This is a genomic window from Sulfitobacter sp. THAF37, from assembly GCF_009363555.1.
GTDB lineage: Bacteria > Pseudomonadota > Alphaproteobacteria > Rhodobacterales > Rhodobacteraceae > Sulfitobacter.
The window spans coordinates 2860355-2883249 of the sequence record NZ_CP045372.1; the positions used below are offsets into that span (position 1 = coordinate 2860355).

The 22895-nt window shown below is 63.7% G+C and carries 28 protein-coding genes and 1 tRNA gene; 15 read left to right on the plus strand and 14 right to left on the minus strand.

Translation table 11 applies throughout. The features are described 5' to 3' along the window. Nucleotides 1-43 precede the first annotated feature (43 nt). From FIU94_RS13985 to FIU94_RS14030, 10 genes are all read right to left on the minus strand, one after another. On the minus strand, nucleotides 44-415 hold the full coding sequence (locus FIU94_RS13985; protein WP_152466367.1) for a hypothetical protein: 372 nt from the start codon (nucleotides 413-415) through the stop codon (nucleotides 44-46). Next, nucleotides 415-801 (minus strand): response regulator, encoded by a 387-nt coding sequence (locus FIU94_RS13990; protein WP_152466368.1) that lies wholly within the window; start codon nucleotides 799-801, stop codon nucleotides 415-417. The genes FIU94_RS13985 and FIU94_RS13990 overlap by 1 nt, the downstream gene beginning before the upstream one ends. Nucleotides 802-850: 49 nt before the next feature. Next, the gene (locus FIU94_RS13995) at nucleotides 851-1699 is read right to left on the minus strand and encodes a protein-glutamate O-methyltransferase CheR (protein WP_254702547.1); all 849 of its coding nucleotides are present in this window, start codon (nucleotides 1697-1699) and stop codon (nucleotides 851-853) included. Continuing rightward, nucleotides 1696-2151: a chemotaxis protein CheW gene (locus FIU94_RS14000; protein WP_152466369.1), complete on the minus strand. Its 456-nt coding sequence runs from the start codon at nucleotides 2149-2151 to the stop codon at nucleotides 1696-1698. The genes FIU94_RS13995 and FIU94_RS14000 overlap by 4 nt, the downstream gene beginning before the upstream one ends. Then, nucleotides 2148-4382, minus strand: a complete 2235-nt coding sequence (locus FIU94_RS14005; RefSeq protein WP_152466370.1) for a chemotaxis protein CheA — start codon at nucleotides 4380-4382, stop codon at nucleotides 2148-2150. The genes FIU94_RS14000 and FIU94_RS14005 overlap by 4 nt, the downstream gene beginning before the upstream one ends. Before the next feature lie 13 nt (nucleotides 4383-4395). Continuing rightward, nucleotides 4396-4761, minus strand: a complete 366-nt coding sequence (locus FIU94_RS14010) for a response regulator (RefSeq protein ID WP_152466371.1) — start codon at nucleotides 4759-4761, stop codon at nucleotides 4396-4398. After that, nucleotides 4758-5033, minus strand: a complete 276-nt coding sequence (locus FIU94_RS14015; RefSeq protein WP_152466372.1) for an STAS domain-containing protein — start codon at nucleotides 5031-5033, stop codon at nucleotides 4758-4760. The genes FIU94_RS14010 and FIU94_RS14015 overlap by 4 nt, the downstream gene beginning before the upstream one ends. 192 nt (nucleotides 5034-5225) lie before the next feature. Further along, the gene (locus FIU94_RS14020; protein ID WP_152466373.1) at nucleotides 5226-6308 is read right to left on the minus strand and encodes a methyltetrahydrofolate cobalamin methyltransferase; all 1083 of its coding nucleotides are present in this window, start codon (nucleotides 6306-6308) and stop codon (nucleotides 5226-5228) included. Nucleotides 6309-6319: 11 nt separating this feature from the next. Further along, nucleotides 6320-7249 carry a methylenetetrahydrofolate reductase gene (locus tag FIU94_RS14025; protein WP_152466374.1) on the minus strand — a complete coding sequence of 310 codons (930 nt, stop codon included), beginning with the start codon at nucleotides 7247-7249 and terminating at the stop codon, nucleotides 6320-6322. A 29-nt stretch (nucleotides 7250-7278) separates the two neighbouring features. Beyond that, nucleotides 7279-7575, minus strand: a complete 297-nt coding sequence (locus FIU94_RS14030) for a virulence factor (RefSeq protein WP_152466375.1) — start codon at nucleotides 7573-7575, stop codon at nucleotides 7279-7281. 517 nt (nucleotides 7576-8092) lie between these two features. On the opposite strand from FIU94_RS14030, the gene FIU94_RS14035 reads away from it, so the two are divergent. Further along, the gene (locus FIU94_RS14035) at nucleotides 8093-9214 is read left to right on the plus strand and encodes a Ppx/GppA phosphatase family protein (RefSeq protein ID WP_152466376.1); all 1122 of its coding nucleotides are present in this window, start codon (nucleotides 8093-8095) and stop codon (nucleotides 9212-9214) included. Nucleotides 9215-9239: 25 nt separating this feature from the next. Here FIU94_RS14035 and FIU94_RS14040 read toward each other — a convergent pair whose 3' ends face one another. Further along, complete coding sequence (locus tag FIU94_RS14040) at nucleotides 9240-9587, minus strand: DUF1428 domain-containing protein (protein ID WP_152466377.1); 348 nt, start codon at nucleotides 9585-9587, stop codon at nucleotides 9240-9242. 94 nt (nucleotides 9588-9681) lie between these two features. Here FIU94_RS14040 and FIU94_RS14045 point away from each other — a divergent pair, with 94 nt between their 5' ends. From FIU94_RS14045 to FIU94_RS14055, 3 genes are all read left to right on the plus strand, one after another. After that, nucleotides 9682-10338 (plus strand): winged helix-turn-helix transcriptional regulator, encoded by a 657-nt coding sequence (locus FIU94_RS14045; protein WP_152466378.1) that lies wholly within the window; start codon nucleotides 9682-9684, stop codon nucleotides 10336-10338. 122 nt (nucleotides 10339-10460) lie between these two features. Next, the gene (locus FIU94_RS14050) at nucleotides 10461-11183 is read left to right on the plus strand and encodes an RlmE family RNA methyltransferase (RefSeq protein WP_152466379.1); all 723 of its coding nucleotides are present in this window, start codon (nucleotides 10461-10463) and stop codon (nucleotides 11181-11183) included. Between the two features lie 125 nt (nucleotides 11184-11308). Continuing rightward, nucleotides 11309-11878 carry a hypothetical protein gene (locus FIU94_RS14055; RefSeq protein WP_152466380.1) on the plus strand — a complete coding sequence of 190 codons (570 nt, stop codon included), beginning with the start codon at nucleotides 11309-11311 and terminating at the stop codon, nucleotides 11876-11878. Nucleotides 11879-12226: 348 nt separating this feature from the next. On the opposite strand, the gene FIU94_RS14060 is transcribed toward FIU94_RS14055, so the two are convergent. Then, nucleotides 12227-12316, minus strand: a tRNA-Ser gene (locus tag FIU94_RS14060). Nucleotides 12317-12459: 143 nt separating this feature from the next. Here FIU94_RS14060 and FIU94_RS14065 point away from each other — a divergent pair. From FIU94_RS14065 to FIU94_RS14100, 8 genes are all read left to right on the plus strand, one after another. Further along, nucleotides 12460-13305: a DUF2059 domain-containing protein gene (locus FIU94_RS14065; protein ID WP_152466381.1), complete on the plus strand. Its 846-nt coding sequence runs from the start codon at nucleotides 12460-12462 to the stop codon at nucleotides 13303-13305. Beyond that, nucleotides 13302-14117, plus strand: coding sequence for a DUF2059 domain-containing protein (locus tag FIU94_RS14070; protein ID WP_152466382.1), 816 nt, complete (start codon nucleotides 13302-13304; stop codon nucleotides 14115-14117). Before FIU94_RS14065 ends, FIU94_RS14070 begins: the two co-directional genes overlap by 4 nt. Before the next feature lie 192 nt (nucleotides 14118-14309). Beyond that, nucleotides 14310-15068 (plus strand): 50S ribosomal protein L21, encoded by a 759-nt coding sequence (locus tag FIU94_RS14075; RefSeq protein ID WP_152466383.1) that lies wholly within the window; start codon nucleotides 14310-14312, stop codon nucleotides 15066-15068. A gap of 11 nt (nucleotides 15069-15079) precedes the next feature. Then, nucleotides 15080-15349: a 50S ribosomal protein L27 gene (gene rpmA, locus FIU94_RS14080; RefSeq protein ID WP_152466384.1), complete on the plus strand. Its 270-nt coding sequence runs from the start codon at nucleotides 15080-15082 to the stop codon at nucleotides 15347-15349. A 291-nt stretch (nucleotides 15350-15640) separates the two neighbouring features. Next, nucleotides 15641-16177, plus strand: a complete 537-nt coding sequence (locus FIU94_RS14085; RefSeq protein ID WP_152467069.1) for a GNAT family N-acetyltransferase — start codon at nucleotides 15641-15643, stop codon at nucleotides 16175-16177. Between the two features lie 21 nt (nucleotides 16178-16198). After that, nucleotides 16199-17233, plus strand: coding sequence for a GTPase ObgE (gene obgE, locus FIU94_RS14090; protein WP_152466385.1), 1035 nt, complete (start codon nucleotides 16199-16201; stop codon nucleotides 17231-17233). Further along, nucleotides 17221-18327, plus strand: coding sequence for a glutamate 5-kinase (proB, locus tag FIU94_RS14095; RefSeq protein WP_152466386.1), 1107 nt, complete (start codon nucleotides 17221-17223; stop codon nucleotides 18325-18327). The genes obgE and proB overlap by 13 nt, the downstream gene beginning before the upstream one ends. A 33-nt stretch (nucleotides 18328-18360) precedes the next feature. After that, nucleotides 18361-19626, plus strand: coding sequence for a glutamate-5-semialdehyde dehydrogenase (locus tag FIU94_RS14100; protein ID WP_152466387.1), 1266 nt, complete (start codon nucleotides 18361-18363; stop codon nucleotides 19624-19626). Here FIU94_RS14100 and FIU94_RS14105 read toward each other — a convergent pair. Then, on the minus strand, nucleotides 19623-20222 hold the full coding sequence (locus FIU94_RS14105) for a histidine phosphotransferase family protein (RefSeq protein ID WP_152466388.1): 600 nt from the start codon (nucleotides 20220-20222) through the stop codon (nucleotides 19623-19625). The genes FIU94_RS14100 and FIU94_RS14105 overlap by 4 nt on opposite strands. Nucleotides 20223-20252: 30 nt before the next feature. Here FIU94_RS14105 and FIU94_RS14110 point away from each other — a divergent pair, with 30 nt between their 5' ends. From FIU94_RS14110 to FIU94_RS14120, 3 genes are all read left to right on the plus strand, one after another. Beyond that, nucleotides 20253-20438 (plus strand): DUF3553 domain-containing protein, encoded by a 186-nt coding sequence (locus FIU94_RS14110; RefSeq protein ID WP_152466389.1) that lies wholly within the window; start codon nucleotides 20253-20255, stop codon nucleotides 20436-20438. A gap of 148 nt (nucleotides 20439-20586) precedes the next feature. Next, a complete protein-coding gene (locus tag FIU94_RS14115) occupies nucleotides 20587-21351 on the plus strand; it encodes a GNAT family N-acetyltransferase (RefSeq protein WP_152466390.1) in 765 nt (254 codons plus the stop codon). After that, nucleotides 21348-22181, plus strand: coding sequence for a 1-acyl-sn-glycerol-3-phosphate acyltransferase (locus FIU94_RS14120; RefSeq protein ID WP_152466391.1), 834 nt, complete (start codon nucleotides 21348-21350; stop codon nucleotides 22179-22181). The genes FIU94_RS14115 and FIU94_RS14120 overlap by 4 nt, the downstream gene beginning before the upstream one ends. A gap of 16 nt (nucleotides 22182-22197) precedes the next feature. Here the strand turns inward: FIU94_RS14120 and FIU94_RS14125 are convergent, their stop codons facing one another. Further along, complete coding sequence (locus tag FIU94_RS14125; RefSeq protein WP_152466392.1) at nucleotides 22198-22749, minus strand: PA14 domain-containing protein; 552 nt, start codon at nucleotides 22747-22749, stop codon at nucleotides 22198-22200. Between the last annotated feature and the right edge of the window lie 146 nt (nucleotides 22750-22895).

Consider the following 22895-nt stretch of genomic DNA (forward strand, 5'->3'; position numbering starts at 1 on the left):
TTCAGGCCCGCAAAGTCATCTGTGAATGGGGGGCAGCCCCTGGTTAGAAGAGGTCGACCTCGCCACCGGGATCGGAGGCAAAAGGCATGCCAGCAGGCCCGGCGCCGGGACAGAGCAGGGCGCGGGTGTCCGCCAACCGCAGCGCAGCACGCGCCTGCGCCATTCCGTTGAACCCTGCCGGACCCGTCGCGTCGCTCAGTGCCGCCGTCAGCAGGGCCAGATCTTCCAGCGACTGCCGCAGGTAGTCGAGGTTCTGCAAATCCGATATGCCCTGTGCACCGCCGTGATGCAGTGTCAGGCGATCGCCGACGGCATCCTCGGTGCGCGCAACCTTCTGCGCCAGCATCTCGACATGGGCAGACATGCGGCGCAGCACTGCACCGAACTCCGGATCCGGGGAAGACGATCCGCGCATTACAGGCGCCCGACCACCTGTTCGATACATTTGCGCAGGTCCGACGGCTCAAACGGTTTCTTGAGGTAGTTGTTCATCCCCAGCTTCTTGCCGTGGTCGATGATCTGCTGCTCGGCCCGGCCTGTGATGAGAATGAAACCGATCCCCTTGGTCCGGGCGGTGCCGCGCAGATTATGCAGCAGGTTCAGGCCGTCCATCTCGGGCATGTTGTAGTCCGAGATCACCAGATGCACGGGCTTCACGCTCAACGCCTGTAGGGCCTGCTTGCCGTTGTCGGCGGTGAACACATTGCGCACCCCGAATGAATCCAGCGCCTGGGTGATCAAACCACGGCTGGTGGACATGTCATCGACAACCATGATGTGAAGTTGGTCACGCAGGGCCATTTCGAATTCCTCAGGGGTTGCGGCGCGGATCGCGCCGGGGTTTTCGGGGTCAGTTCGGGTGGTAGGTGGTCGGTTCGCCCACACGAAAGCCGAAAGCTTCGGGCGGGGCGATACGTTCGGAATGGCCCAGAAACAGGACGCCGTTCTTGTGCAGCATCTGGTGCAACCGCGGCCAGAGCGTGCACTGGGTTTCCAGATCGAAGTAAATCACCACGTTTCTGCAGAAGATAGCGTCGAAACGGCTTTTCATGGGCCAGGGCTTGAGCAGGTTCAGCGGGTTGTAGCGGATCAGCGCCTTGAGCTCTGGCCGCGCGGCAAAGCACGGCTCTCCGGCTTTGTCGTCCTGATGCACGGTGAAGTAGCGCGCGCGCATCGCGTCCGGCACGCCGTTCATCAGCCGCTCGGGGTAGATGCCGGCACGGGCAAACCGTACCACGTTGGGGTCGATGTCGGTGGCCAGGATGCGCAGGTCGAGCTTGTGCATGTCCGGCGCCTGATCCAGCAGCGTCATCGCGATCGACAACGGCTCCTGCCCGTTGGAGCACCCCGCCGACCAGATCCGCAGGCTGCCGCCCGCGCGCAGGGACGGCAGGCGTTGCGCCACCAGATCCCGCAGCGTGTCGAAATGGTGGCTCTCGCGAAAGAAATGCGAGACATTGGTCGTCAGCGCGGAGATGAGGTGGCGGTGCTCGTCCTGGCCCCGGTCAGATTGAATGAATCGGCAATAGCTTGGGAAATCCGGCAGCCCGAGGGCACGCAACCGGTGACGCAACCGCGACTGGATCATCGTGGCCTTCTTGTCGGCCAGCGTCAGACCGCTTTCGCGATAGGCCAGTTCCGCGATGGCGCGGAAGCTGTCCGGGTCCAGGGTCGAAGAGGCAAGCCGGTCGGCGATCATGCGGCAGTGCTTTCGCTTACGTCGATCGTCGCGCCCAGGTCCAGCACGCGGATCATCCGATCGTCGATCAGCGTCAGCGCGCTGACCACGCCACCGCCACCGGCAGAGCCGTCGGGCGGCGGCTGCAGGTCGTCCGACGTCAGCGCCACGATATCCGATACCGCGTCCACCAGCAGGCCGGTCATGCTTTCTTCGTGCTTGACGACGATGATGACCGCGCGGTCGCTCTGGGTGCGGGGCGGCAGGCCCAGGCGGTTTGCCAGGTCCATCACCGGCAGCACGGTACCGCGCAGGTTGATGACGCCCTTCATGTAATGCGGCGCCTGTGGCAGGGGGGTCGCCCGTGTCCAACCCCGGATTTCGCGCACCGACATGATGTCGATGGAATATTCCTGTTCGGCCAGCTGGAAGGTCAGCAATTCGATGCTGCTGGGGGACGTCTTGTCTGTCATGCGGTGGCTCCTTCGGTGCGGGGCAGGGCGGCCATGGCCAGATGCGCGGACATGGCGTTGGAGATGATGTCGGAAGGGTCGAGGATCAGTGCGATCTGTCCGTCCCCGAGGATCGTGGCGGCGGCGATGCCCGGCGCGCGATGAAAACTCTCGTCCAGGCCTTTGATCACCACCTGGCGCTGGTCGACGATGTTGTCGATCAGCAGGGCGGCAGTCGTCCCGTCCTCCTGCCCGATCAGCAGCACGACGCAGCCGGTGAAGTCCTCCAGCGGCGCGCGATAGCCCAGCGCCCCGCCCAGGTCCAGCAAGGGGACGAAGCCGCTGCGCACCCGCACGACATTCCGGCCCGGACGCAGCATCTGCACGTCATTCGCCCCCAGCGTCAGCGTCTCGACCACCACGTTGAGCGGCAGGACAAGGGTTTCGCCCGCCACTTCGACCACCATGCCATCGAGCACGGCAAGCGTCAGCGGCAGCGAGATCGAGAATGTCGTGCCTTCGCCCGGCTGGGATGTGGTCGTGATGCGCCCACCCAGCGCCTGGATCGCTGTGCGCACCACATCCATGCCCACGCCGCGGCCGGACAGGTTCGATACCTTCTCGGCGGTGGAAAATCCCGGCATGAACAACAGGTTGTCTATCTCGCTGTCGCTGAGCACGGCGTCCGGCGGGATCAGCCCCTTCTGGATCGCAAGCTGTTGCACCTTGGACCGGTTGATCCCGGCACCGTCGTCGGCAATTTCGATCACCACCCGGCCGGAGCGGTGCGCGGCGGTCAGATGGACCTGGCCCTGTTCGGGCTTACCGGCGGCGGCGCGATCGGCGCGGCTTTCCAACCCGTGGTCTACCGCGTTGCGGATCATATGGGTCAGCGGGTCGGACAGCCGTTCGATCACGGTCTTGTCCACCTCCGTATCCTCACCCTGGACAATCAGGCGCACATCCTTGTCCACCGCGCTGGACGCTTCGCGAACGATGCGCGACATGCGCTGGAACAGGGATTTGACCGGTTGGGCGCGGATCATCATCACGGAATCCTGTATGTCGCGGGTCAGGCGCTGGAATTCTTCCAGACCGTTCATCGCGTCGGAATGCGGCGACAGGCCCGAATGTTCGAGACTCTGGCTCAACATGGCCTGGTTGATCACCAGCTCCCCGACGAGGTTTACAAGCCGTTCGATACGGTCCAGATCCACGCGCACGATGGTCTTCGGCGCGGGGGCGGGGGCCGCCGCGGCCGGTTTCGGCGCGGCAGAGGGCGCCATGGGTTGCGGCATCCCCTCTATCGCGGCTGATGGGGCCGGCGGTTCGGGGACCGGGTCCTCTGGCGCCGGTGTCGCTTCGACCTCAACGGTGTGAAAATCGGAGACCTCCTGCGCCGGTTCCGCCGGATGTTCAGGTGGCTCCGGCGCGATCGGCGCGCGCCGGTCCGCCTCGGAGTCGATCTCCAGATGGCACAGCCCTTCGACAAATTCGAAAACCGAAGCGATTTCGCGGTCGTCCGCTTCGGTCTCAAGCGTGATCCGCCAGGCCAGGTGCGGCACCTCCGGCGCGAGCTTTTCCAGTGGCGGCACATCAGCGGTGTCGCAATGCACCTCCATGTGGCCCAGGGCGCTGAGATTGCGCAGCAGGATCGCAGGGTCGTTGCCGGTCTCGAACAGTTCCGCGGCAGGGGCAAAGCGGATCGTATAGCGGTTCATGGCGGCAACCACGCCCTGCGCCGACGTCAGATCCGGCAGCCCGTTCTCAGCGTCGCCCAGGTCGAGGTCGAGCGACAGGCCCATCGGCTGAAAGTCGATCTCTTCCTCCGGCTGCGGTTCATCCGCCGGGCCCTCGTCACCCAGAAAACCGTTGAGCGCGGCAAGCAGCGCATCTGTCTGCGACTTGGGTTCACTCAGCCCGTCACGGCTGGCGCGCACCAGATCGGAAAGATGATCCGCCGCCTGATAAAACACCTTGAGCGCCTCGGGCGTGACGTTCAGCCGTCCGGCGCGTACCTCGTCCAGGACGGTTTCGTACCGGTGGGCGAACCGCACCAGAAACTCCAGCCCGAATGCCCCCGCGCCGCCCTTGATCGAATGGACCGCCCGGAAAACGATATTGATCGTCTCTTTGTCGTCAGCGCCGTCGGCCATGATCTGCAGGCCGTCCTGAAGGGCTTCGAGCAGTTCCTCGCACTCAATGAAAAAGGACGCGCGGATTTCCGCCATGGGGTCGTTTTGATCACTCATCACATTTGCCCTCTCAGCTGGCGATCATCTGCAAGGCCTTGACCAGTTTGTCCGGGTCGAAGGGTTTCACGATCCAGCCTGTCGCCCCTGCCGTTCGGGCGCGCTGCTTGAGTTCCGGCGCGGCCTCTGTCGTCAGCACGAGGATCGGCGTGGCGCGGTGACGGTCCTGGCCGCGCACCGCGTCGATAAAGCCGAAACCGTCCATGCGGGGCATGTTGATGTCGGTGATGATCGCGTCTGGTTCGATCCCTTCCAGCACCTCTATCCCGTGCACGCCGTCGTCGGCGGTATGTACGGTAAAACCGGCAGGCAGGAGCGCCAGACGGATCATGTCGCGCATGGTGCGGCTGTCATCGACCGCAAGGATTTCAAGGGTCATTGTCGTCCCTCCGCAATGGCTTCGGGCGACAGGCCCATGACGTTCATCTGTGCCAGCACCTGATCGGACACATTGATCAGCTGCAGCGTCTCCCCCGCCGTGCGGGCGGATTTCCCCGCCGCGACCAGCACCTGCAGGCAGAGCGCGCCCAATTGGACAACCTGACGCATATCCACGGTCAGATCCTCACCCGCCCGCGCCTTCATCGCGGCGTGCAGGCTGGCGGCCTGTGTCACGTTCAACCGGCTTTCCGGGATCAGCGGCTCAGACATGGCTATGCAGTCCCGAAAGGGGATCGGCAGACTTCATCACGCAACTCCACTTCAGCTTCGTCAGCATCGTGTAGCGCGCGGTGAGTTAATTCCGCGTTACCGTTCCCGGCAGGAATCGCGTTTCACGACGGCAAACAGAAAAGCCCCGGAGGATGTCCTCCGGGGCCCTGTCGTCACATCGCGAAGGCGGCCTCAGCCGCGGCGGCGGCGACCACCGGTGCGGCCCGCGCGGCCGCGCCCTTCCTGGCCCGCCTTCGGGGCCTGCTTGTTGAACTCGATCCAGGCGCCGCCATGCGGGTCGCGGTCGAACAGGAAGTTCGCGGCGCGAATGGCCTCCATCTCCTTGCCGGGACGGGGCAGGGTCGATCCCATCCCGAAAAGCTGCACGAAGACTTCGTCGTCCATGCCTTCGGGCAGCACCACGCCAAGAGCGTCCAGTTCGGCTTTCTTCTCGGCGATCTTGGCCTGGTTCACGGGCAGCGCGACCGGGTTCATGATGGCCGAGGTCATGCCGGCCCCCATCGCCATCGGCAGGAAGGCGTTGTTGATGCCGTGCCGGTTCGGCAGGCCGAAGCTGATGTTGGACGCACCGCAGGTGGTGTTCACGCCCAGTTCCTCGCGCAGACGGCGGACGAGGGTAAAGACCTGGTGGCCCGCGGTTGCCATTGCGCCGATCGGCATGACCAGCGGGTCCACCACGATGTCATGGGCGGGAATGCCGAAATCTGCCGCACGCTCCACGATCTTCTTGGCCACGGCAAAACGCACCTCGGGGTCTTCCGAAATGCCCGTGTCGTCGTTCGAGATCGCAACCACGGGCACGTTGTACTTCTTGACCAGTGGCAGCACCAGCTCCAGACGCTCTTCCTCGCCGGTGACGGAGTTGAGCAGCGGGCGACCCTCGCAGGCCTCAAGCCCGTTTTCCAGCGCACCGGGGACCGAGCTGTCGATGCAGATCGGCAGATCGGACACGGCCTGCACCCGTGCGATGAGTTCCGGCATCAGCGTCGGTTCGACAAAGTTGTTGTCGGCATACCGCGGGTCTTCGGCCATCTTGTTGGAAAAGACCGCACCGGAGTTCACGTCCAGGATGTTGGCGCCCGCGTTGGTCTGTGCGACCGCGTCCGCCTCGACCCGGCTGAAATCGCCGCGCTCCAGCTCTTCGGACAGGATCTTGCGGCCCGTGGGGTTGATCCGTTCGCCAATGACGCAGAACGGCTCGTCAAAGCCGATGATGGCGGTCCTGGTCTTGGATTCGACTACGGTACGGGTCATGGATTGGTCCTTTATTCGGCGTTGGCAGGAACGGCGGCGGTGCCACCGTTCTCGATGGCCCAGTTGGCATTGGTCTTGATGCCGCCAAGCGGGAAGAAATGCACGTGGCTGATGTTGAAATCGGGGTTTTCGGCCTTGTGACGGGCCAGTTCGGTCACGACATCGTTCGGCTCGTAAGGCAGCAGCAGCTTGGTCACATCCATCGCGCGTTTCTGCAGGACCTTCAGCGACGGGCCCACCCCACAGGCGATGGCGAACTTGATCAGCGTCTGAAGTTTGGCCGGACCCGCGATGCCGATGTGGATCGGCAGGGTGATGCCCGCATATTTCAGGCTGTCGGCCCATTCGATGATCGGCTGCGCCTCAAAGGCGAACTGGGTCGCGATGGCCATTTCGGCGTCGGTGCGGGACTGGAAATCGTTCTTCCAGCGCAGCGCCTCGTCCACCCGCAGGCGGGTGCCGTCGGTGTCGATGTCGCGGTTGCCTTCGGGGTGGCCCGCCACATGCAGACGCTCGAACCCCGCTTCGTCGAAAAGACCGGTTTCCATCAGCTGCATGGAATCGCTGAAATCACCGTGCGGCGTTGTGACACCACCGGCCAGCAGCAGCGCCTGTTTCACATCCGCTTCGCCCTGGTACATGGCGATCCAGTTCGCCAGCGTCGCGCGGTCCTTGATGATGCGCGCGGGGAAATGCGGCATGACCTTGTAGCCGTCGGCGTTCAGGCGCTTTGCCGTCGCGACCATGTCCTCGATCGGGGTGCCCTCGATATGGGCGATATAGACGCGGGTGCCTGCGGGCAGCAGATCGCGAAAATCCTCGACCTTCTCGGCGGTGCGCGGCATCACCTCGATGGAATAATCTTGCAGGAACGCCTCGACCTCGGGGCTGCCGACGGGCGCTGCGGGGGTTTCCTTGCGGCGAAAGTTCAGCAATGACATGATGTTATCCTTGAACATGGGGGCGGCCCTCAGGCCCAACCGTCGTTGGCGATCAGCGCCTTGATCCGGTCCCGGTCGTAGTCGGCATCCAGACGCGCGGCCTCTGCATCGGCCACGGCGTCAGGCTCCCCGTCCACCACGTAGGGATCGGCTTTGCGCCACTCTGCAAGATAGGCATCGGTGTCTTCGGCCCCCACTTTCATGGCGGCGCGGTCGATGGCCTGCTCAAAGCGCTCGGGCAACTGGCGTTTGGATCCACGACGGCCCTTGCCGACGATCACCTGTGCAGGAATGTCGCGCCAATATACGATCGTGACGTCCGGCATGCCTTGATTCCTCCGTTGCGCTTTGTGGCCTTCTATCGGCAGTCGCATTTTTCCCGTCGCCGTTTTTCGACAATCGGGACCCCATCCGCGACCTGCGTGTTGTAGCTTGCCGCTGCGAAGGGGGCGAGAGGGCCGGGGGCTCATAATTCTCAACAAGGTTGTGAGGCGCGCCGCATGGTCAGACCGCCTGACACATACGGATGGTGGAAAGAGCGCCAGGGCGGGCAAGCGCAAATCCCGTGTCCGGTGCAGCAGCCCGCGCAGCGCGACAACTCTGGTGGGCGACAGGCAGGCGTTTATCGGCCCTGATCCCGCAATCGCCGCGGATAGCGCCCCCGGCATCCGGAAGACCGCCGATGCCACCAGGCCACCAGACCAGGCCGCCCGGATCGCGCGGCACAGGGCCAAGACAGGCCTGACGTAACAGGAATGCGACCTGTCGGCGCCTGCTAGCCCTTGCGCAGGGGCGGCTCAGGGAATAGCCTGTCATCAACTCGTTATACAAGGCGCGAACACCATGGCGCCACAGCGTCCCAAAGGTGCGGGCGCGCTCGAAAAAGGAAAACGACCGGCTCTGAGCCCCGCGCCAGTCACGCCCGGTTCGACCGAGCTTTATGCCGCGCTCGATCTGGGAACAAATAGCTGCCGCATGTTGATCGCCCAGCCCAAGGGCAGCGGTTTTCATGTGGTGGACAGCTTCTCCAAGTCCGTCCAGCTGGGCGCGGGGCTTGAGAAAACCGGCCGCCTGTCGCGCGGGTCGATGTCGCGCACCATTCAGGCACTGCGCATCTGTCAGCAAAAGCTGCGTCGCAACAAGGTCAAGCGCATGCGCCTGGTCGCGACCGAGGCCTGCCGCCGTGCGCTGAATGGCGCCGAGTTCATGAAGCGCATCCAGCGCGAGACCGGCCTGCGGCTGGACATCATCAAGCCCGAGGAAGAAGCGCAGCTGGCGGTCATTTCCTGTGCGCCGCTGGTCAACCGCAAGACCGAGAACCTGCTGGTGGTCGACATCGGCGGCGGGTCGACCGAATTGGTCTGGATCGACATTTCCAAGGTGCCGCGCAAGGACCGCGCGCACTCCATCATGCGCCTGCACACCGGGTTCCAGCAGGCCGTATCCGACATTCCCGCTGCGCGGGTGGTGGACTGGATCAGCGTGCCGCTGGGCGTGGCCACCCTGCGCGACCAGTTTTCAGACGTTGAGGACGACGCCGCGCGCTTTGCCCTGATGAGCTGGTTCTTCGAGGAAAACCTGACCGATTTCACCCCCTATCAATCCGCCCAGCCGCAGGAGAACTTCCAGATCATCGGCACCTCCGGCACGGTAACGACCGTGGCCGCCAGCCACCTGCGGCTCAAACGATACGACCGGACCAAGGTGGACGGGCTGCGCATGACCTCGGAGCAGATCGACCGGGTGATCCATTCCTACCTCGCCATGGGGCCGGGCGGTCGGCGGGCCGATCCGCGCATCGGACAGGACCGGTCCGCGCTGATCATGTCGGGCGCGGCCATTTTGCAGGCGCTCATGCGGTGCTGGCCGACGGACCGCATGTCGGTTGCGGACCGTGGCCTGCGCGAAGGGCTGCTTTATGCCCAGATGAGCGCGGATGGCGTGCTGGAGGACGGGACCTACTAGCCGCCGGGACCAGCCGCGACCCGGGTCAGCCGCGCGACACCATAAGCTCTGAAAAGCCGCCGAAAATCATGCGCTTGCCGTCAAACGGCATCTCCATCTCGGGCGCTTCCGACATCATCTTTTCCCAGCCTGCGTCGCGCACGTCCTTCGAGGGCCAGATCACATAGCCGGCGGTGACAACTTCGCCCGCTTCCAGTTTGACCGCCATTGGCAGCGACGTCAGCTTGCCATCGTTCACGTCATCGCCCCACAGGTCCACGACCTCTGTCGCGCCGTACCCCAGGATCATTTCATGGGACGCCTTGAGAAATGCATCATAGTCCGCGCGCTTGTCGGCGTGGATGGGGGCGATGAAAATATCGTAATAGGCCATTGGATCCTCCGTTCAGAATGACTAAGTTCAAATAAAGGTCCACTAAGTTCAAAAAAGCAACCTAATTGTTCTTTTAAATGATCGGGCAGGCGGAATGGCGCGCAAGAAACCTTATGACGATGGCTGTGCAACGGCCCATGCGATGGAGATCATCGGCGAACGCTGGGCGCTGCTCATCGTGCGCGAGCTGGTTCCCGGCCCGCTGCGTTTCTCCGACATCAAGGCGGCACTGCCCGGGATCAGCTCCAACATCCTGACCACGCGCCTGACCGATCTGGAACAGGACCATATCGTCGCGCGGCGCAGCCTGCCGCATCCTGCCGCCACGACCGTCTATGCGCTGACCGACTGGGGGGCGGAGCTGAAGCCGTTGATCATGCAGCTGGGCCGCTGGGCGGTCCGGTCGCCGCAGATGGCGGGGGGCAAACCGATGAGCGCCGCGTCGGTCGGCATGTCCTTCGAGACCATGTTCAATCCGTCCCGTGCGCGGGGCGTTGACATGGTGGTGCAGCTCGACCTCGGCGGCAGGCCACAGGTGCTGCGCATTGCCGACGGGGCGCTGGATGTCACGGCAGGACGGGCGGATGTCGCGCATCTGCGGCTGTCGGGCGATGCCACGGCGCTGGCCTCTGTCGTTTACGGCGGCGTCGCAGCGGACGCGGCAGAGGGGCTGAGCGTGACTGGCGATCCCGCGCTGCTGGCGCGCTTCGTCACCTTCTTTGAGCTGCCCACGCCGGTTCAGCCGGGCTGACCTCCACCCCGGCACGGCTGGCAACGTCCGTTCGGAGCGCAGGTGCGGTTCCGCATGGCGTTCGACCTCTGGCGAAAACTGCGCAAAGCCTTTATGGGTGACGCGAAACTCGGATTGGTAGCATGGCAAAGACACCCACGGGCAAGAATACCTCCGGTCGCGGCCAGCGCGACCTGAAGGTCAAGGTCAAGTCTGCACGCGGACGCAAGCTCAGCTCGACCCGCTGGCTGCAACGGCAATTGAACGATCCTTACGTCAAGCGCGCGCAGGCCGAGGGCTATCGCGGGCGCGCGGCCTACAAGATCATGGAACTGGACGACAAGTACCGGTTTCTCGTGCCCGGCGCCCGCATCGTCGATCTGGGCGCCGCCCCCGGCGGCTGGTGCCAGGTCGCCGTCAAACGCTGCAACGTGCTGGGCGAGCGGACGGACAAGAAGGTCGGCACGATCCTGGGCATCGACCTGCAGGAGATGGAGCCGATCGCCGGATGCGAATTGCATGTGCTCGATTTCATGGCTGACGATGCCGACGAACAGGTCAAGGCGTGGCTGGGCGGCAAGGCCGATGTGGTGATGTCGGACATGGCCGCCAGCAGCTCGGGCCACAAGCAGACCGACCACCTGCGCATCATCGCCCTGTGCGAAGCAGCGGCCTATTTCGCCTTCGACGTGCTGGACGAGGGCGGCACTTTCGTCGCCAAGGTGCTGGCCGGAGGGGCAGAGGGCGATCTGCAGAAACTGCTCAAGCAGCGGTTCGCCAAGGTCGCCAACATCAAGCCGCCCGCCAGCCGGTCCGACAGTTCTGAGAAATTCGTGGTGGCGACCGGATTCCGCGGCGCATCCTGACACTGTCTGCGCGCGCCGGTTCTGACCCCGGAATGGCATTTACGGCGGATTAATCTGTGCGTTCTACGGTCTGCCGGATTGGCCCGGCCTGCGACGCCGGGCGTCAGATCAAGGATGCCAATATCATGTCACGCTCTCTTCTCCTTTCCCTGCCGTTCCTCGTCGGGGGCATGTGCCACGCCGCGGAAGTGCCCCCCGCCATGGCCGATTACATCTCGGGGGATCTTTCCACCTGGATCAACGCCCCGCGCATCGTCGCGGCGATTCAGGAACAGAACATGCGCCACGAGGGACTGAGCGCCGCTGACATCGACGAAATGGACACCGCGTGGCGCGCGCAGGTCGGCACGTCGGAGACGCCGATCATCGCCCCTGTAATGGGGCACCCGCTGTCGGACTTCCTGCGCGAACAGGTGACGCAGGCGAAAGGGCGGATCACCGAAGTTTTCGTGATGGACAACCGCGGTCTGAACGTCGCGACCAGCGATGTGACCTCGGACTACTGGCAGGGCGACGAAGCCAAGTTTCAAAAGACCTTTGGTGCGGGGGCCGGTGCGGTGTTTGTCGACGATGTCGAACTGGACGAAAGTACGCAGACCTACCAGGGGCAGGTGTCGTTTTCCATCACCGACCCCGACAGCGGGGCGGTGATCGGCGCGATCACGGTCGGCCTGGACGCCAGCGCATTTTACTGAAGAACCTGCGGTGTTCCCGGTTGGCGGCGATGCGGCCCTCCGGGGCATTCCCCCGCAAAGACGCCTGGGCGCTGGCCAGGAATTGGCCAGTTGCCGCTTCGTCCAGCGTTGCGCCGCGCTTTGATCCTGCCGCACTGACACGTTCTGCGGCGCGTAACGCCTGCCGGTGCAGCTCGAACAGCTTCGCCCTGCGGGACGGAATATGATCATCGACCTCTGACATGCCTGCACCTGGCCCCCGGTACGGAACTGCCGAAGAATTGGGCCGGGAATTTGGCACAAGCAAGGCGGTTTTACGCCCCGACCGCCCGCAATGGCAGCAACTTAGCACCGGGCTGATGGGATCAGTGGCGGAGAGACAGGGATTCGAACCCTGGGACCCCGTGAAGGGTCAACGGTTTTCGAGACCGCCCCGTTCGACCACTCCGGCACCTCTCCGCGGGGGTCTGGAGCGCCCGTTTAGTGGGCTTTCGGCTTGCAGGCAAGAGGGCATCTGCCGCAACCCGCACCACACGGGAATTTTCATTGCGACCGCGACAAGAGAGCCTAAGTTCGGGGGAGACGAACAAAAGGATATTCTCATGCCCCTTGCCCTGCGCCAGCCTCTGGTCACTCTGTCCGCGGCAGTCTTGCTGCTGATGTCGGCGTTGGTTCCGCCCGCGCAGGCCGCCGACGAGGCCAAGCTGCGCGAATATCTCGAAGTCACCGGCTTTGACGTGGCACTTGAAAGTATCCGCCTGTCGGCGGACAGCGCCCCCGAGATGCTGGGGATCGAGGCCGACGCCTTTGGATCGGAATGGTCACGGCTGGTGAGCGAGGTTTTCGCAACCGACATCATGCACGAGATGGCGCTGACCATCCTGGGCGAAACCTTGAGCGACGAGCTGCTGACCCACGCCGCCGATTTCTACGCCACCGACCTGGGCCAGCGGCTGGTCGCGGTCGAGAACGACAGCCACATGGAAGAGGAGGACGGGCTCAAGACGGAAAGCGGCGCCGCCATCATGCAGGGGCTGGAGCGGATCGACAGCCCCCGGATCGACCTGTTGGAGCGGCTGACGACGGCAACGGACGCAGACGGTGCGTCGCTGAGGGCGATACAGGAGGTGCAGGTGCGTTTCCTGATGGCCGCCGCGGCCGCGGGCGTGATCGAATTGCAGATGGACGAACCCGATCTGCGCGAAGCCATGCGGTCTCAGGAGGACGAGATGCGCACCGCCCTTGCCGCCAGCGCCCTCACCAACGCCGCCTATACCTATCAGGCATTCTCGGACGCAGAGGTCGAAGCCTACGCCGAGGCGCTGGAGGACCCCAGAATGCAGGAGGTCTATGCGCTGATGAATGCCGTGCAGTACGAGATCATGGCGAACCGGTTCGAAGCGGTGGCAGCACGGCTTTCCGACATGCAGCCGAGCACTGACCTATGATTCGCCGCGCACTGCTGCTCTGGCCGTTGCTGCTGGCCCTTGCGCTGCCCGCCCATGCCGATGCACGGCTTTCGGTGCTGGTGGATGTCCTGCGCCTTGACGAGGTTGCGGCGATCCTGCGCGAAGAGGGACTGACCTCTGCCGAAGATCTCAACGCCGGTATGCTGGACGGGCAGGGCGGTGGCGCCTGGCAGACGCAGGTGGAGGCGATCTATGACCCCGCCCGCATTGTCGAGGCGGTGCGCGGGGCGCTTGACCGGGAGCTGGACGATGCCGCGCTCGAAGAGGCCGTCGCGTTCTTTGCGTCCGACCTTGGGACCCGGATCGTGGCGCTGGAAAACACCGCCCGAGAGGCGATCCGCGCGCCGGACGTGGAAGAGGCCGCGCGGCTGCGGTATGCCGAGCTGTCCGATACCTTGACCCCGCGGCTGGAAATGCTGCGTCTTTTCGTGGCGGGGGGCGACATGGTGGAGCGGAACGTGACCACTGCGCTGAACTCCAATTTCCAGTTCATGCGGGGCCTTGCCGATGGCGACGCCCTGGATGTGTCGGAGGACCAGATGCTGGCCGATGTCACAGCCGAAGCCGAGGCGATCCGCGAGGACACGGAAGGCTGGCTTTATGGCTACCTGCTGATGGCCTATTCGCCGCTGACCGATGCGCAACTGCAAAGCTACATCGACTTCAGCAGCACGCCTGCGGGACAGGCGGTGAACCGCGGGCTGTTCTCGGGTTTCGGCGCTGCTTACGAGGATATCTCATATGCGCTGGGACGTGCGGTGGCGTTGAACATGACCGCCCGGGACCTGTAAGCCGGGGGCCAAAAACCCGCTTGACTTGCAGGCCCGATACCCCGATAAGCCCGCATCCCGGCGAGGCTTCTCGCGTGGGATCTGTATCAATGACGCCCCAAGGGCGCGCTGTTCGAGGTGGACGCGGCTGCGATGCCGGTCCGAAACGCCCGGAAGGGGACCACAGGACGCGGCAAAGTGAAGGAAGACGCGATGTTTGCGGTCATCAAGACTGGCGGTAAGCAATACAAGGTAGCCCCCGGCGACATGCTGCGGGTGGAACGTATTGCGGCGGATGCCGGTGAAACTGTGATTTTCAACGAAGTGCTGATGGTGGGCGGCGACGATCCCAAGGTCGGCGCGCCCCTTATCGAGGACGCCGGTGTCGAAGCCGAAGTCGTGGACCAGATCAAGGGCGACAAGGTCATCCACTTCGTCAAGCGCCGGCGGAAGCATTCGTCCAAGCGCACCAAGGGCCACCGCCAGAAGCTGACACTGGTCAAGATCGGCGATATCATGGCGTCCGGCGCTGGCAAATCCAAGGCCAAGGCAGCCATCGGCACGGGGTCGGTCAGCGCGTCGATCGTTGCGGCGATGGAAGAACGCTACACCATGAACAAGACCGACCAGGCCGAAATGGCTAAGCGTGTGTCGGAAGGTGAAGCGCAGGAGAAATCCGCCAAGCCGGTGAAGGCCAAGAAGGCAGAAGCCCCCGCCAAGGAAGAGGCCCCCGCCAAACCCGCCAAGAAACCGGCAAAAGCCAAGAAATCCGACGGCGACGACCTGACGCAGATTTCCGGCGTCGGCCCCGTCATCGTCGAGAAGCTGAACGGCGAAGGCATCACCACCTTTGCGCAGATCGCCGCATGGACAGATGCTGACGTTGAAGCTATTGAAGAGAAACTGTCGTTCAAAGGTCGGGTCGGTCGTGAAGACTGGATCGCACAGGCCAAAGAACTGGCGAAAGGCTAAGGAGAGACCAAATGGCACATAAAAAAGCAGGCGGTTCATCCCGTAACGGGCGCGACTCAGCCGGTCGCCGCCTTGGCGTCAAGAAATACGGCGGCGAATCCGTCATCCCGGGCAACATCATCGTGCGCCAGCGCGGCACCAAGTTCTGGCCCGCCGAAGGTGTCGGCATGGGCAAGGATCACACGATTTTCGCGACCGTCGACGGCGCCGTGACCTTTCACAAGGGTCTGAAGAACCGCACCTTTATTTCGGTCCTGCCAGCGGCGGAGGCCGCCGAGTAAGCCGTACCCGCAAGGTTTGAAAAAATTTCAGGGATCGGCGGAAACGCCGGTCCCTTTTCTTATTTGTACCCCGACGGCGATCCAGAAAGGAGCCGTGCCATGAACAGATCACAACGCGCGCCTGGGCCAGCTGTCGGTGGAGGGTCGAGCGGCCGGATCGGACCAAAGGGACTCCCCACGGCACGCTTGCCCTGTTCGTTCCAGACACTGGCGGTTGGCACCGCTACCCGTCTTGTTTTTGCGCCCGCCGCACGGGCCGCCTGAGTTGATGTTCGGAGGAGGAACATGACCATGCAGATGGAACCCATTCTCAACCAGCCGATGATCGAGACGGAGCGCTTTGACCTGCGCCCGGTGCGCCGGTCGGACAAGGGGCTGATCGAATTCTACGCAGGCGATGCCCGCGTTGCGCTGACCACCGCTACGATACCCCATCCGCTGCCGCCCGGCACAATCGAAGCATTCATCGCCCGCGCAATCGCCGAACCGCGGATAGAAGACGTCTGGGTGATGGACGGGCTCAAGAGTGGCGGGTCCGAGGTGATGGGCGTGATCTCTCTTACCCGGCTGGACCGCGACCAGTCCGAGATCGGGTATTGGGTTGCCCCGGCCTATTGGAACAGCCATCTGGCCTCTGAAGCGGTGCAGGCGCTGGTGGCCGGCAATCCGCAGGGCAACCAGGCGATGTTCGCCTCGGTTTTCCACGACAACCCCGCATCGGCCAAGGTGCTGACCAACGCCGGTTTCGTCTACCTAGGCGATGCGGAAACCTATTGTGTGGCCCGTCAGGCTGCCGTACCCACATGGACCTATAGCCGCAAGCTGTAGCCTGTCCAGAAAGGCCCCGACATGAAGTTTCTCGACCTGTGCAAAGTCTATATCCGCTCCGGCGCGGGCGGGGGCGGTTGCGTGTCTTTCCGGCGCGAGAAATACATCGAATTCGGTGGTCCCGACGGTGGCGACGGCGGCAACGGCGGATCGGTCTGGGCCGAAGCGGTGGACGGTTTGAACACGTTGATCGACTTTCGCTACCAGCAGCATTTCTTTGCCAAGAACGGCCAGCCCGGCATGGGCAAACAGCGCACCGGCAAGGACGGCGAAGACATTGTCCTGCGGGTTCCCGTGGGCACCGAGATTCTGGATGAGGACCAGGAGACCGTCCTGGTGGACATGACCGAACTGGGCCAGCGGGTTGAACTGGCGCGGGGCGGCAACGGCGGCTGGGGCAACCTGCATTTCAAATCCGCAACCAACCAGGCACCGCGGCGGTCGAATCCAGGACAGGACGGGGTCGAACGCACGCTCTGGCTGCGGCTGAAGCTGATTGCGGACGTGGGGCTGTTGGGCCTGCCAAACGCGGGCAAGTCCACCTTCCTTGCCGCGACATCCAACGCGCGACCCAAGATCGCGGATTATCCGTTTACCACGCTGCACCCGAACCTGGGTGTGGTCGGCGTGGACAATGCAGAATTCGTGGTCGCGGATATCCCGGGACTGATCGAAGGCGCGTCCGAAGGCCGCGGGCTGGGGGATCTGTTCCTGGGCCACGTGGAACGGTGCGCGGTGCTTCTGCATCTGGTCGACGGAACCTCCGAAACCATCGCCGAGGATTACCGCACCATCGTCACCGAACTGGAAGCCTACGGCGGCGAACTTGCCCAGAAGCCCCGCATCACGGTGTTGAACAAAGTTGATGCTTTGGATGAAGAAGAGCGTTCAAACGCTTGTAAAGACTTGGAAAAGGCCAGCGGAGGTGAGGTCATGCAGATGTCCGGCGTTGCCCGCGAAGGTGTGACCGAGGTGCTGCGGGCCCTGCGCGGACAGATCGACGACGACCGTCTGCGCCACAAACCTGCGGAAGATGTCGCGCCATGGCAACCCTGAGCGCCGCGAAACGGATTGTTGTCAAGATCGGTTCGGCCCTTCTGGTGGACCGCCAGACCGGGCAGCTGCGTGCCGAATGGCTGCTGGCGCTGGCCGAAGATGTGCGCTGGCTCAAGGGGTTGGGCGCCGATGTTGTTTTGGTGTCGTCAGGTTCCATCGCGCTGGGTCGCGGTGTGCTGGGCCTGCCACCGACAGCCCTGCCGCTGGAGCAATCCCAGGCCGCCGCTGCGGTCGGGCAGATCCGGCTGGCCCGCGCCTATGAGGAAGCCTTGCAACCTCATGGCATTACCACCGCGCAAGTGCTTGTGACACTTGAAGATTCCGCAGATCGCCGCCGATACCTCAACAGCCGGGCGACGATGGAGACGCTGCTGGGGCTGGGTGTGGTACCCATCGTGAACGAGAACGACACCGTTGCCACGGATGAAATCCGCTATGGCGACAACGACCGGCTGGCGGCCCAGATCGCTGTGACAGTCGGGGCGGACCAGTTGATCCTGTTGTCCGACGTGGATGGCTTCTATTCCGGCAATCCTGCGACCGACACGGGCGCAACGCGCTATCCCACGATCGACCGGATCACCCCCGAGATCGAGCAGATGGCCGGGGACGCAGGCTCCGGGTTGTCGAAGGGCGGGATGAAGACCAAGCTGCTGGCCGCCCGCACTGCCACATCGGCAGGCTGCGCGATGGCGATTACCGAAGGTTCCGTGCTGCGGCCCTTGCGGGCGCTGCAGGACGGCGCCAACGCCACATGGTTCACGGCCCAATCGGACCCGCAGGCGGCCCGCAAACGCTGGATCGCGGCGATGAAGCCGCGGGGGTCCGTGATGCTGGACGCCGGTGCCGTGCAGGCGATGGCGCGTGGCAAATCCCTGCTGCCCGCCGGGATCACCGCCGTGACAGGCAGTTTCGAACGGGGCGACAGCATTTCAATGCTGGACCCGCAGGGCCACAGTATCGGCACGGGCCTTTCACGCTATTCCGCGGCAGAAGCATTGCAGATCAAGGGCCATCAGAGCGCCCGGATCGAAGAGATCCTCGGCTACCCGGGCCGGGCGGCTTTGATTCATCGCGACGATATGGCACTCTGACTGGGCTGAACTTGAAGTTTTGGATATAAAACCATGAAAGATATGGAAAACATACCCGGTTTGATGGCGGATATCGGCAAACGGGCCAAGGCAGCGGCGGCGCAGCTTGCCTATGTCACAGCCGAAACGAAGACCCGGGCGCTGAATGCTGCCGCCGATGCCGTCTGGGCCGCGCGGGCGGATATTCTGGCCGCCAACGGCAAGGATCTGGAATATGGCCGGGAAAAGGGCCTGTCCGACGCCATGATGGACCGTCTGATGCTGGACGAAGGGCGCATTCAGGGCATGGTCGACGGGCTGCGCAGCGTGGCCGCGCAGGATGACCCGGTGGGCGAGACGCTGGCGGAATGGGACCAGCCTTCGGGGTTGAACATACGGCGCGTGCGGACCCCACTGGGCGTGATCGGCGTGATTTACGAGAGCCGGCCCAACGTGACCGCAGACGCCGGTGCGCTCTGCCTCAAGGCGGGAAACACGGTGATACTGCGGGGCGGGTCGGAGAGCTTTCATTCCGCCCGCGCGATCCACGGCTGCCTGCAGGAAGGGCTCCGTCAGGCCGGGCTGCCGGAAGATGCGGTGCAATTGGTGCCGACCCGCGACCGGGCCGCCGTCTCTGAGATGCTGACCATGACCGATACCATCGACGTGATTGTACCGCGTGGCGGCAAGGGTCTCGTCGGACTGGTCCAGCGCGAAGCACGGGTGCCGGTTTTTTCACATCTCGAAGGCATCGTGCATATCTACATCGACGCGGCCGCAGATCCGGAAAAGGCGCTTCGGATCGTGCTGAACGCCAAGACGCGGCGCACGGGCATCTGCGGCGCGGCGGAATGCCTGCTGATCCACCGCGACGTGGCGGACACCATCGGTCAGGGGATCATTCGGGCATTGATCGACGCGGGCGTCGAAATGCGCGTCGATCCGGCGCTGGCCGGGATCGACGGCACGGTGCCTGCTGGCGAGGACGACTGGGGGCGCGAATATCTGGATATGATCATGGCCGCCCGCGTGGTGGATGATGTGGAGGACGCTATCGCCCACATCCGCAGCTATGGGTCCAACCACACCGATTGTATCGTGACCGAGGATGCAACGGCGGTGCGCACCTTTATGGAGCGGCTGGATTCCGCAATCCTGATGCACAACGCCTCGACCCAGTTCGCCGATGGCGGTGAATTCGGCATGGGGGCCGAGATCGGCATCGCGACGGGCAAGATGCACGCCCGCGGACCTGTGGGTGCGGCGCAGCTGACGTCGTTCAAGTACATCGTCACCGGCGACGGCAGCGTCCGCGGCTAGAATTCGACGGTGACGGTGTTGTTTGTGGCGCGGTAGCCGACCTGCCGGCCCATGTCGGCGGCGATGATCGGCAGCAGTGCGAATTGCACATGGGCCGGTTGCAGACCGTCGCGGTTGCAACCCGGTGCCAGCAGGTCCCAGAGCGCATGATCGACCTTGAGCTTGTCGGCGGCGGCGCTCAGCCGCCAGCGATCGTCGTCCTGTGCCACAGTGATCTGGCCGCCATAGGGCAGGGCGCTTTCCAGGCAGAGCATCGCCAAAAAGGCAAGCTGCACGCGGGCGCGGGGCTGTGGCTGATCCGGCTGCCAGTCAACGCTCAGCCGCGTCCCGTCATAGAGGTCGCGCAGGATCGAATGAACTTCGGATGCGCCCATCATCTGGTTGCCCGCGGCACCAAAGGCGACCCGGAAGAACCGGATCCGCGCAGAGGCATTGCCGACGCTTTCGCCGATCAACGCAATTTCGGGCCCCGCCGAGGCACCCCCTGCCATTTCCAACAGCTCCAGCCCGTTGTTGATCGCGCCGATTGGCGATATCAGATCGTGACAGATGCGACTGCCGATCAACGCGGCCAAATCCAACTGCGCGCTCCGCATCACGCCATGCTTTCCGAAAGGGTGATTTCGATGGACGATCTCAATGCGCTGCTGACGCCCGGCATGCTCGTGACCCATCCCGGGCGTCCCGAGTGGGGCGTCGGACAGGTGCAAAGCAACATCGGCGGGAAAGTAACGGTGAACTTCAGGGATGAGGGCAAGGTAGTCATTGACTCTTTTCGGATCGGATTGATGCCGGTCTTTGATGACCCATGAATCCTTTTCAAACGGTTAACGCGAGAACAGGTCGAATGTTTCTACCCAAGCGGGATCATGGGGCATTTTCACGTTTCGCACAAGGATTGCGCTGACCAGGAGGATTGCCTATCAGTCGCCAGGGTTTTCCAACGGCGAAGACGGGCAGATGGATCAGGCAGTTGTGACAGATTTCTCGGTCAGCCTCGCAGGTTCACAGGCAGACCTGGAGGCGGCGCAGCGTCTGCGCTATGATGTTTTCGTCACCGAATTGGGCGGCAAAGGTGCCCTGGTAGATCACGAACGGAAGCTGGAGCGCGATCATCTCGATCCGTTCTTCGACCATCTGCTGCTGACCGACAACAGGACCGGCAGCGTCGTCGGCGTCTATCGGCTGATGCGCGCAGAGCGTGCGGCGCAAGCGGGTGGGTTCTATTCCGAATCCGAATACGACCTGTCTCCGCTGTTAAGATCGGGCCGCAAGCTATTGGAATTGGGTCGTTCCTGCCTGAAGCGTGATTACCGCGGCGGGATCGGGATGCACGTTCTGTGGGCGGCGCTGGCGGATTATGTAAGAGCGCATGAGGTGGAGGTTCTTTTTGGGGTCGCCAGCTTTCACGGGACGGACCTCGACCGGCTCGCGGCACCGTTGAGCCTGTTGCACGAACGCCATCTGGCACCGCCTGACCTGCGGGTGAGGGCGCTTGAAAAATCGTTTCAAAACATGAACCTGATTGACCATTCTCAACTGGATCGCAAGGCGGCGATGCGCCAGGTGCCAAGCCTGATCAAGGCGTATCTCCGTCTCGGCGGCTGCGTGGGCGAGGGGGCCTATGTGGATCACGCGTTCAATACCGTGGATGTCTGCCTGATCCTCGACACCAGTCGGATCAACGCGCGGGGCGCCCGGTTTTACGGTGGCGGTCCGGCATGACAACCGCATGGGACAGCGGCGTGCCACCGGCCTATCCGCGGATCACGGCGATGGGCTGGTTGCGGGTCGTCCTGCGGATGCTGGCGCTGGTGGCCACAGTGTCCGGGGGGCTGCTGATCAAACTGGTCCTGCGGGCGGTGGAATGGCCGCTTTGCGGAACGCACCGGCCTGTGACCCCCTATGTGACACAGATCGTCTGCCGCCTTTCGCTGCGGATCATCGGGCTGCGCCATACCACCTTCGGCATGCCGATGTCTGGCCGCGGCGCCGTCGTGGCCAACCATTCCTCATGGCTGGACATATTCGTGCTGAACGCGGGCAAGCGGGTGTATTTCGTGTCAAAGTCCGAAGTCGCGCGCTGGCCCGGCATCGGGTGGCTCGCCCGGGCGACCGGCACCGTTTTCATCGAAAGGAACCCGGCCCGCGCCCGCGAACAGACGGCGCTGTTTCAGGACCGGCTGCTGGCGGGGCACAAACTGCTGTTCTTTCCCGAAGGCACCAGCACCGACGGACGGCAGGTGCTGCCGTTCAAGACCACGCTGTTCCAGAGCTTTTTCGCGCCAGACCTGCGGGAAGAGATCGCGGTGCAGCCTGTCAGTGTGATCTATCATGCGCCGCCGGGGGCGGAAGCGCGGTTTTATGGCTGGTGGGGCGACATGGACTTTGGCACGCACCTTGTGCACACGCTGGCGCCAGCCAGGCAGGGCAGGGTTGACGTGGTCTACCACCCGCCGGTGCGGATATGCGACATGCCGAACCGCAAGGCACTGGCGCAGGCCTGCGAAACTGCCGTGCGCGCGGGACACCACGACCGGCTGGGCCCGTCGTGACGCCCTGCCGCGCGGATCACTTGTAGCCGAAGGCGCTGTCCGGCACCGGCTCCATGTTGCCCGACTGGCCCCAGTCCATCAGCAGGCAGGACGTGCCCTTGCGCTGGAAATACGTCGCCTCGATCTCGTACCAGCCGGCCTGGGGCACCTCGACCGTGGTGACACCGGCGGATTCGCATCCGTGCACCCCGTCGAAGAACGCCACCTGCTGACCGCCGATGCTGGCCTCCAGCCCGTCGTTGCTGATGAATTCCAGATCATAGCTGCCCGGTGCGTCGAACTTGATGTAGCCGCTGATGGCAGCCAGCACCTTTTCAGCGCTGGTCGATGTCAGCGCCTTGTCACCCGGATCGGAGTCGAGATAGGACAGCCCCTGCAGCGGCGGCCCGGCCTTGGCGCGGTCCAGCTTGCCCTTGGCATCGGCCAATGTGCGCACACCGTAATAGGCGTAATCGACGGCAAGGCCCTGTTTCAGACCGGAAGGCTGCGGCGACGCGGGCGTCAGCGTCTGAGAGAGCGCAGGCCCCGCCAGCACCAGGCCGACCAGAAGTGCGGTGCGTTTCAGCATGTGATGTTTCCCCTTTTATCCTTCAATCCACATTGCGATATAGACCCCGACCTGTCCATGCCAATGACGAACAGTTTATCCCTTGCACAGCGGCCTGCGCTGGCCTATAGCACGCCCACTTAATCCCGCAGTCGGGGTTGGGCTTC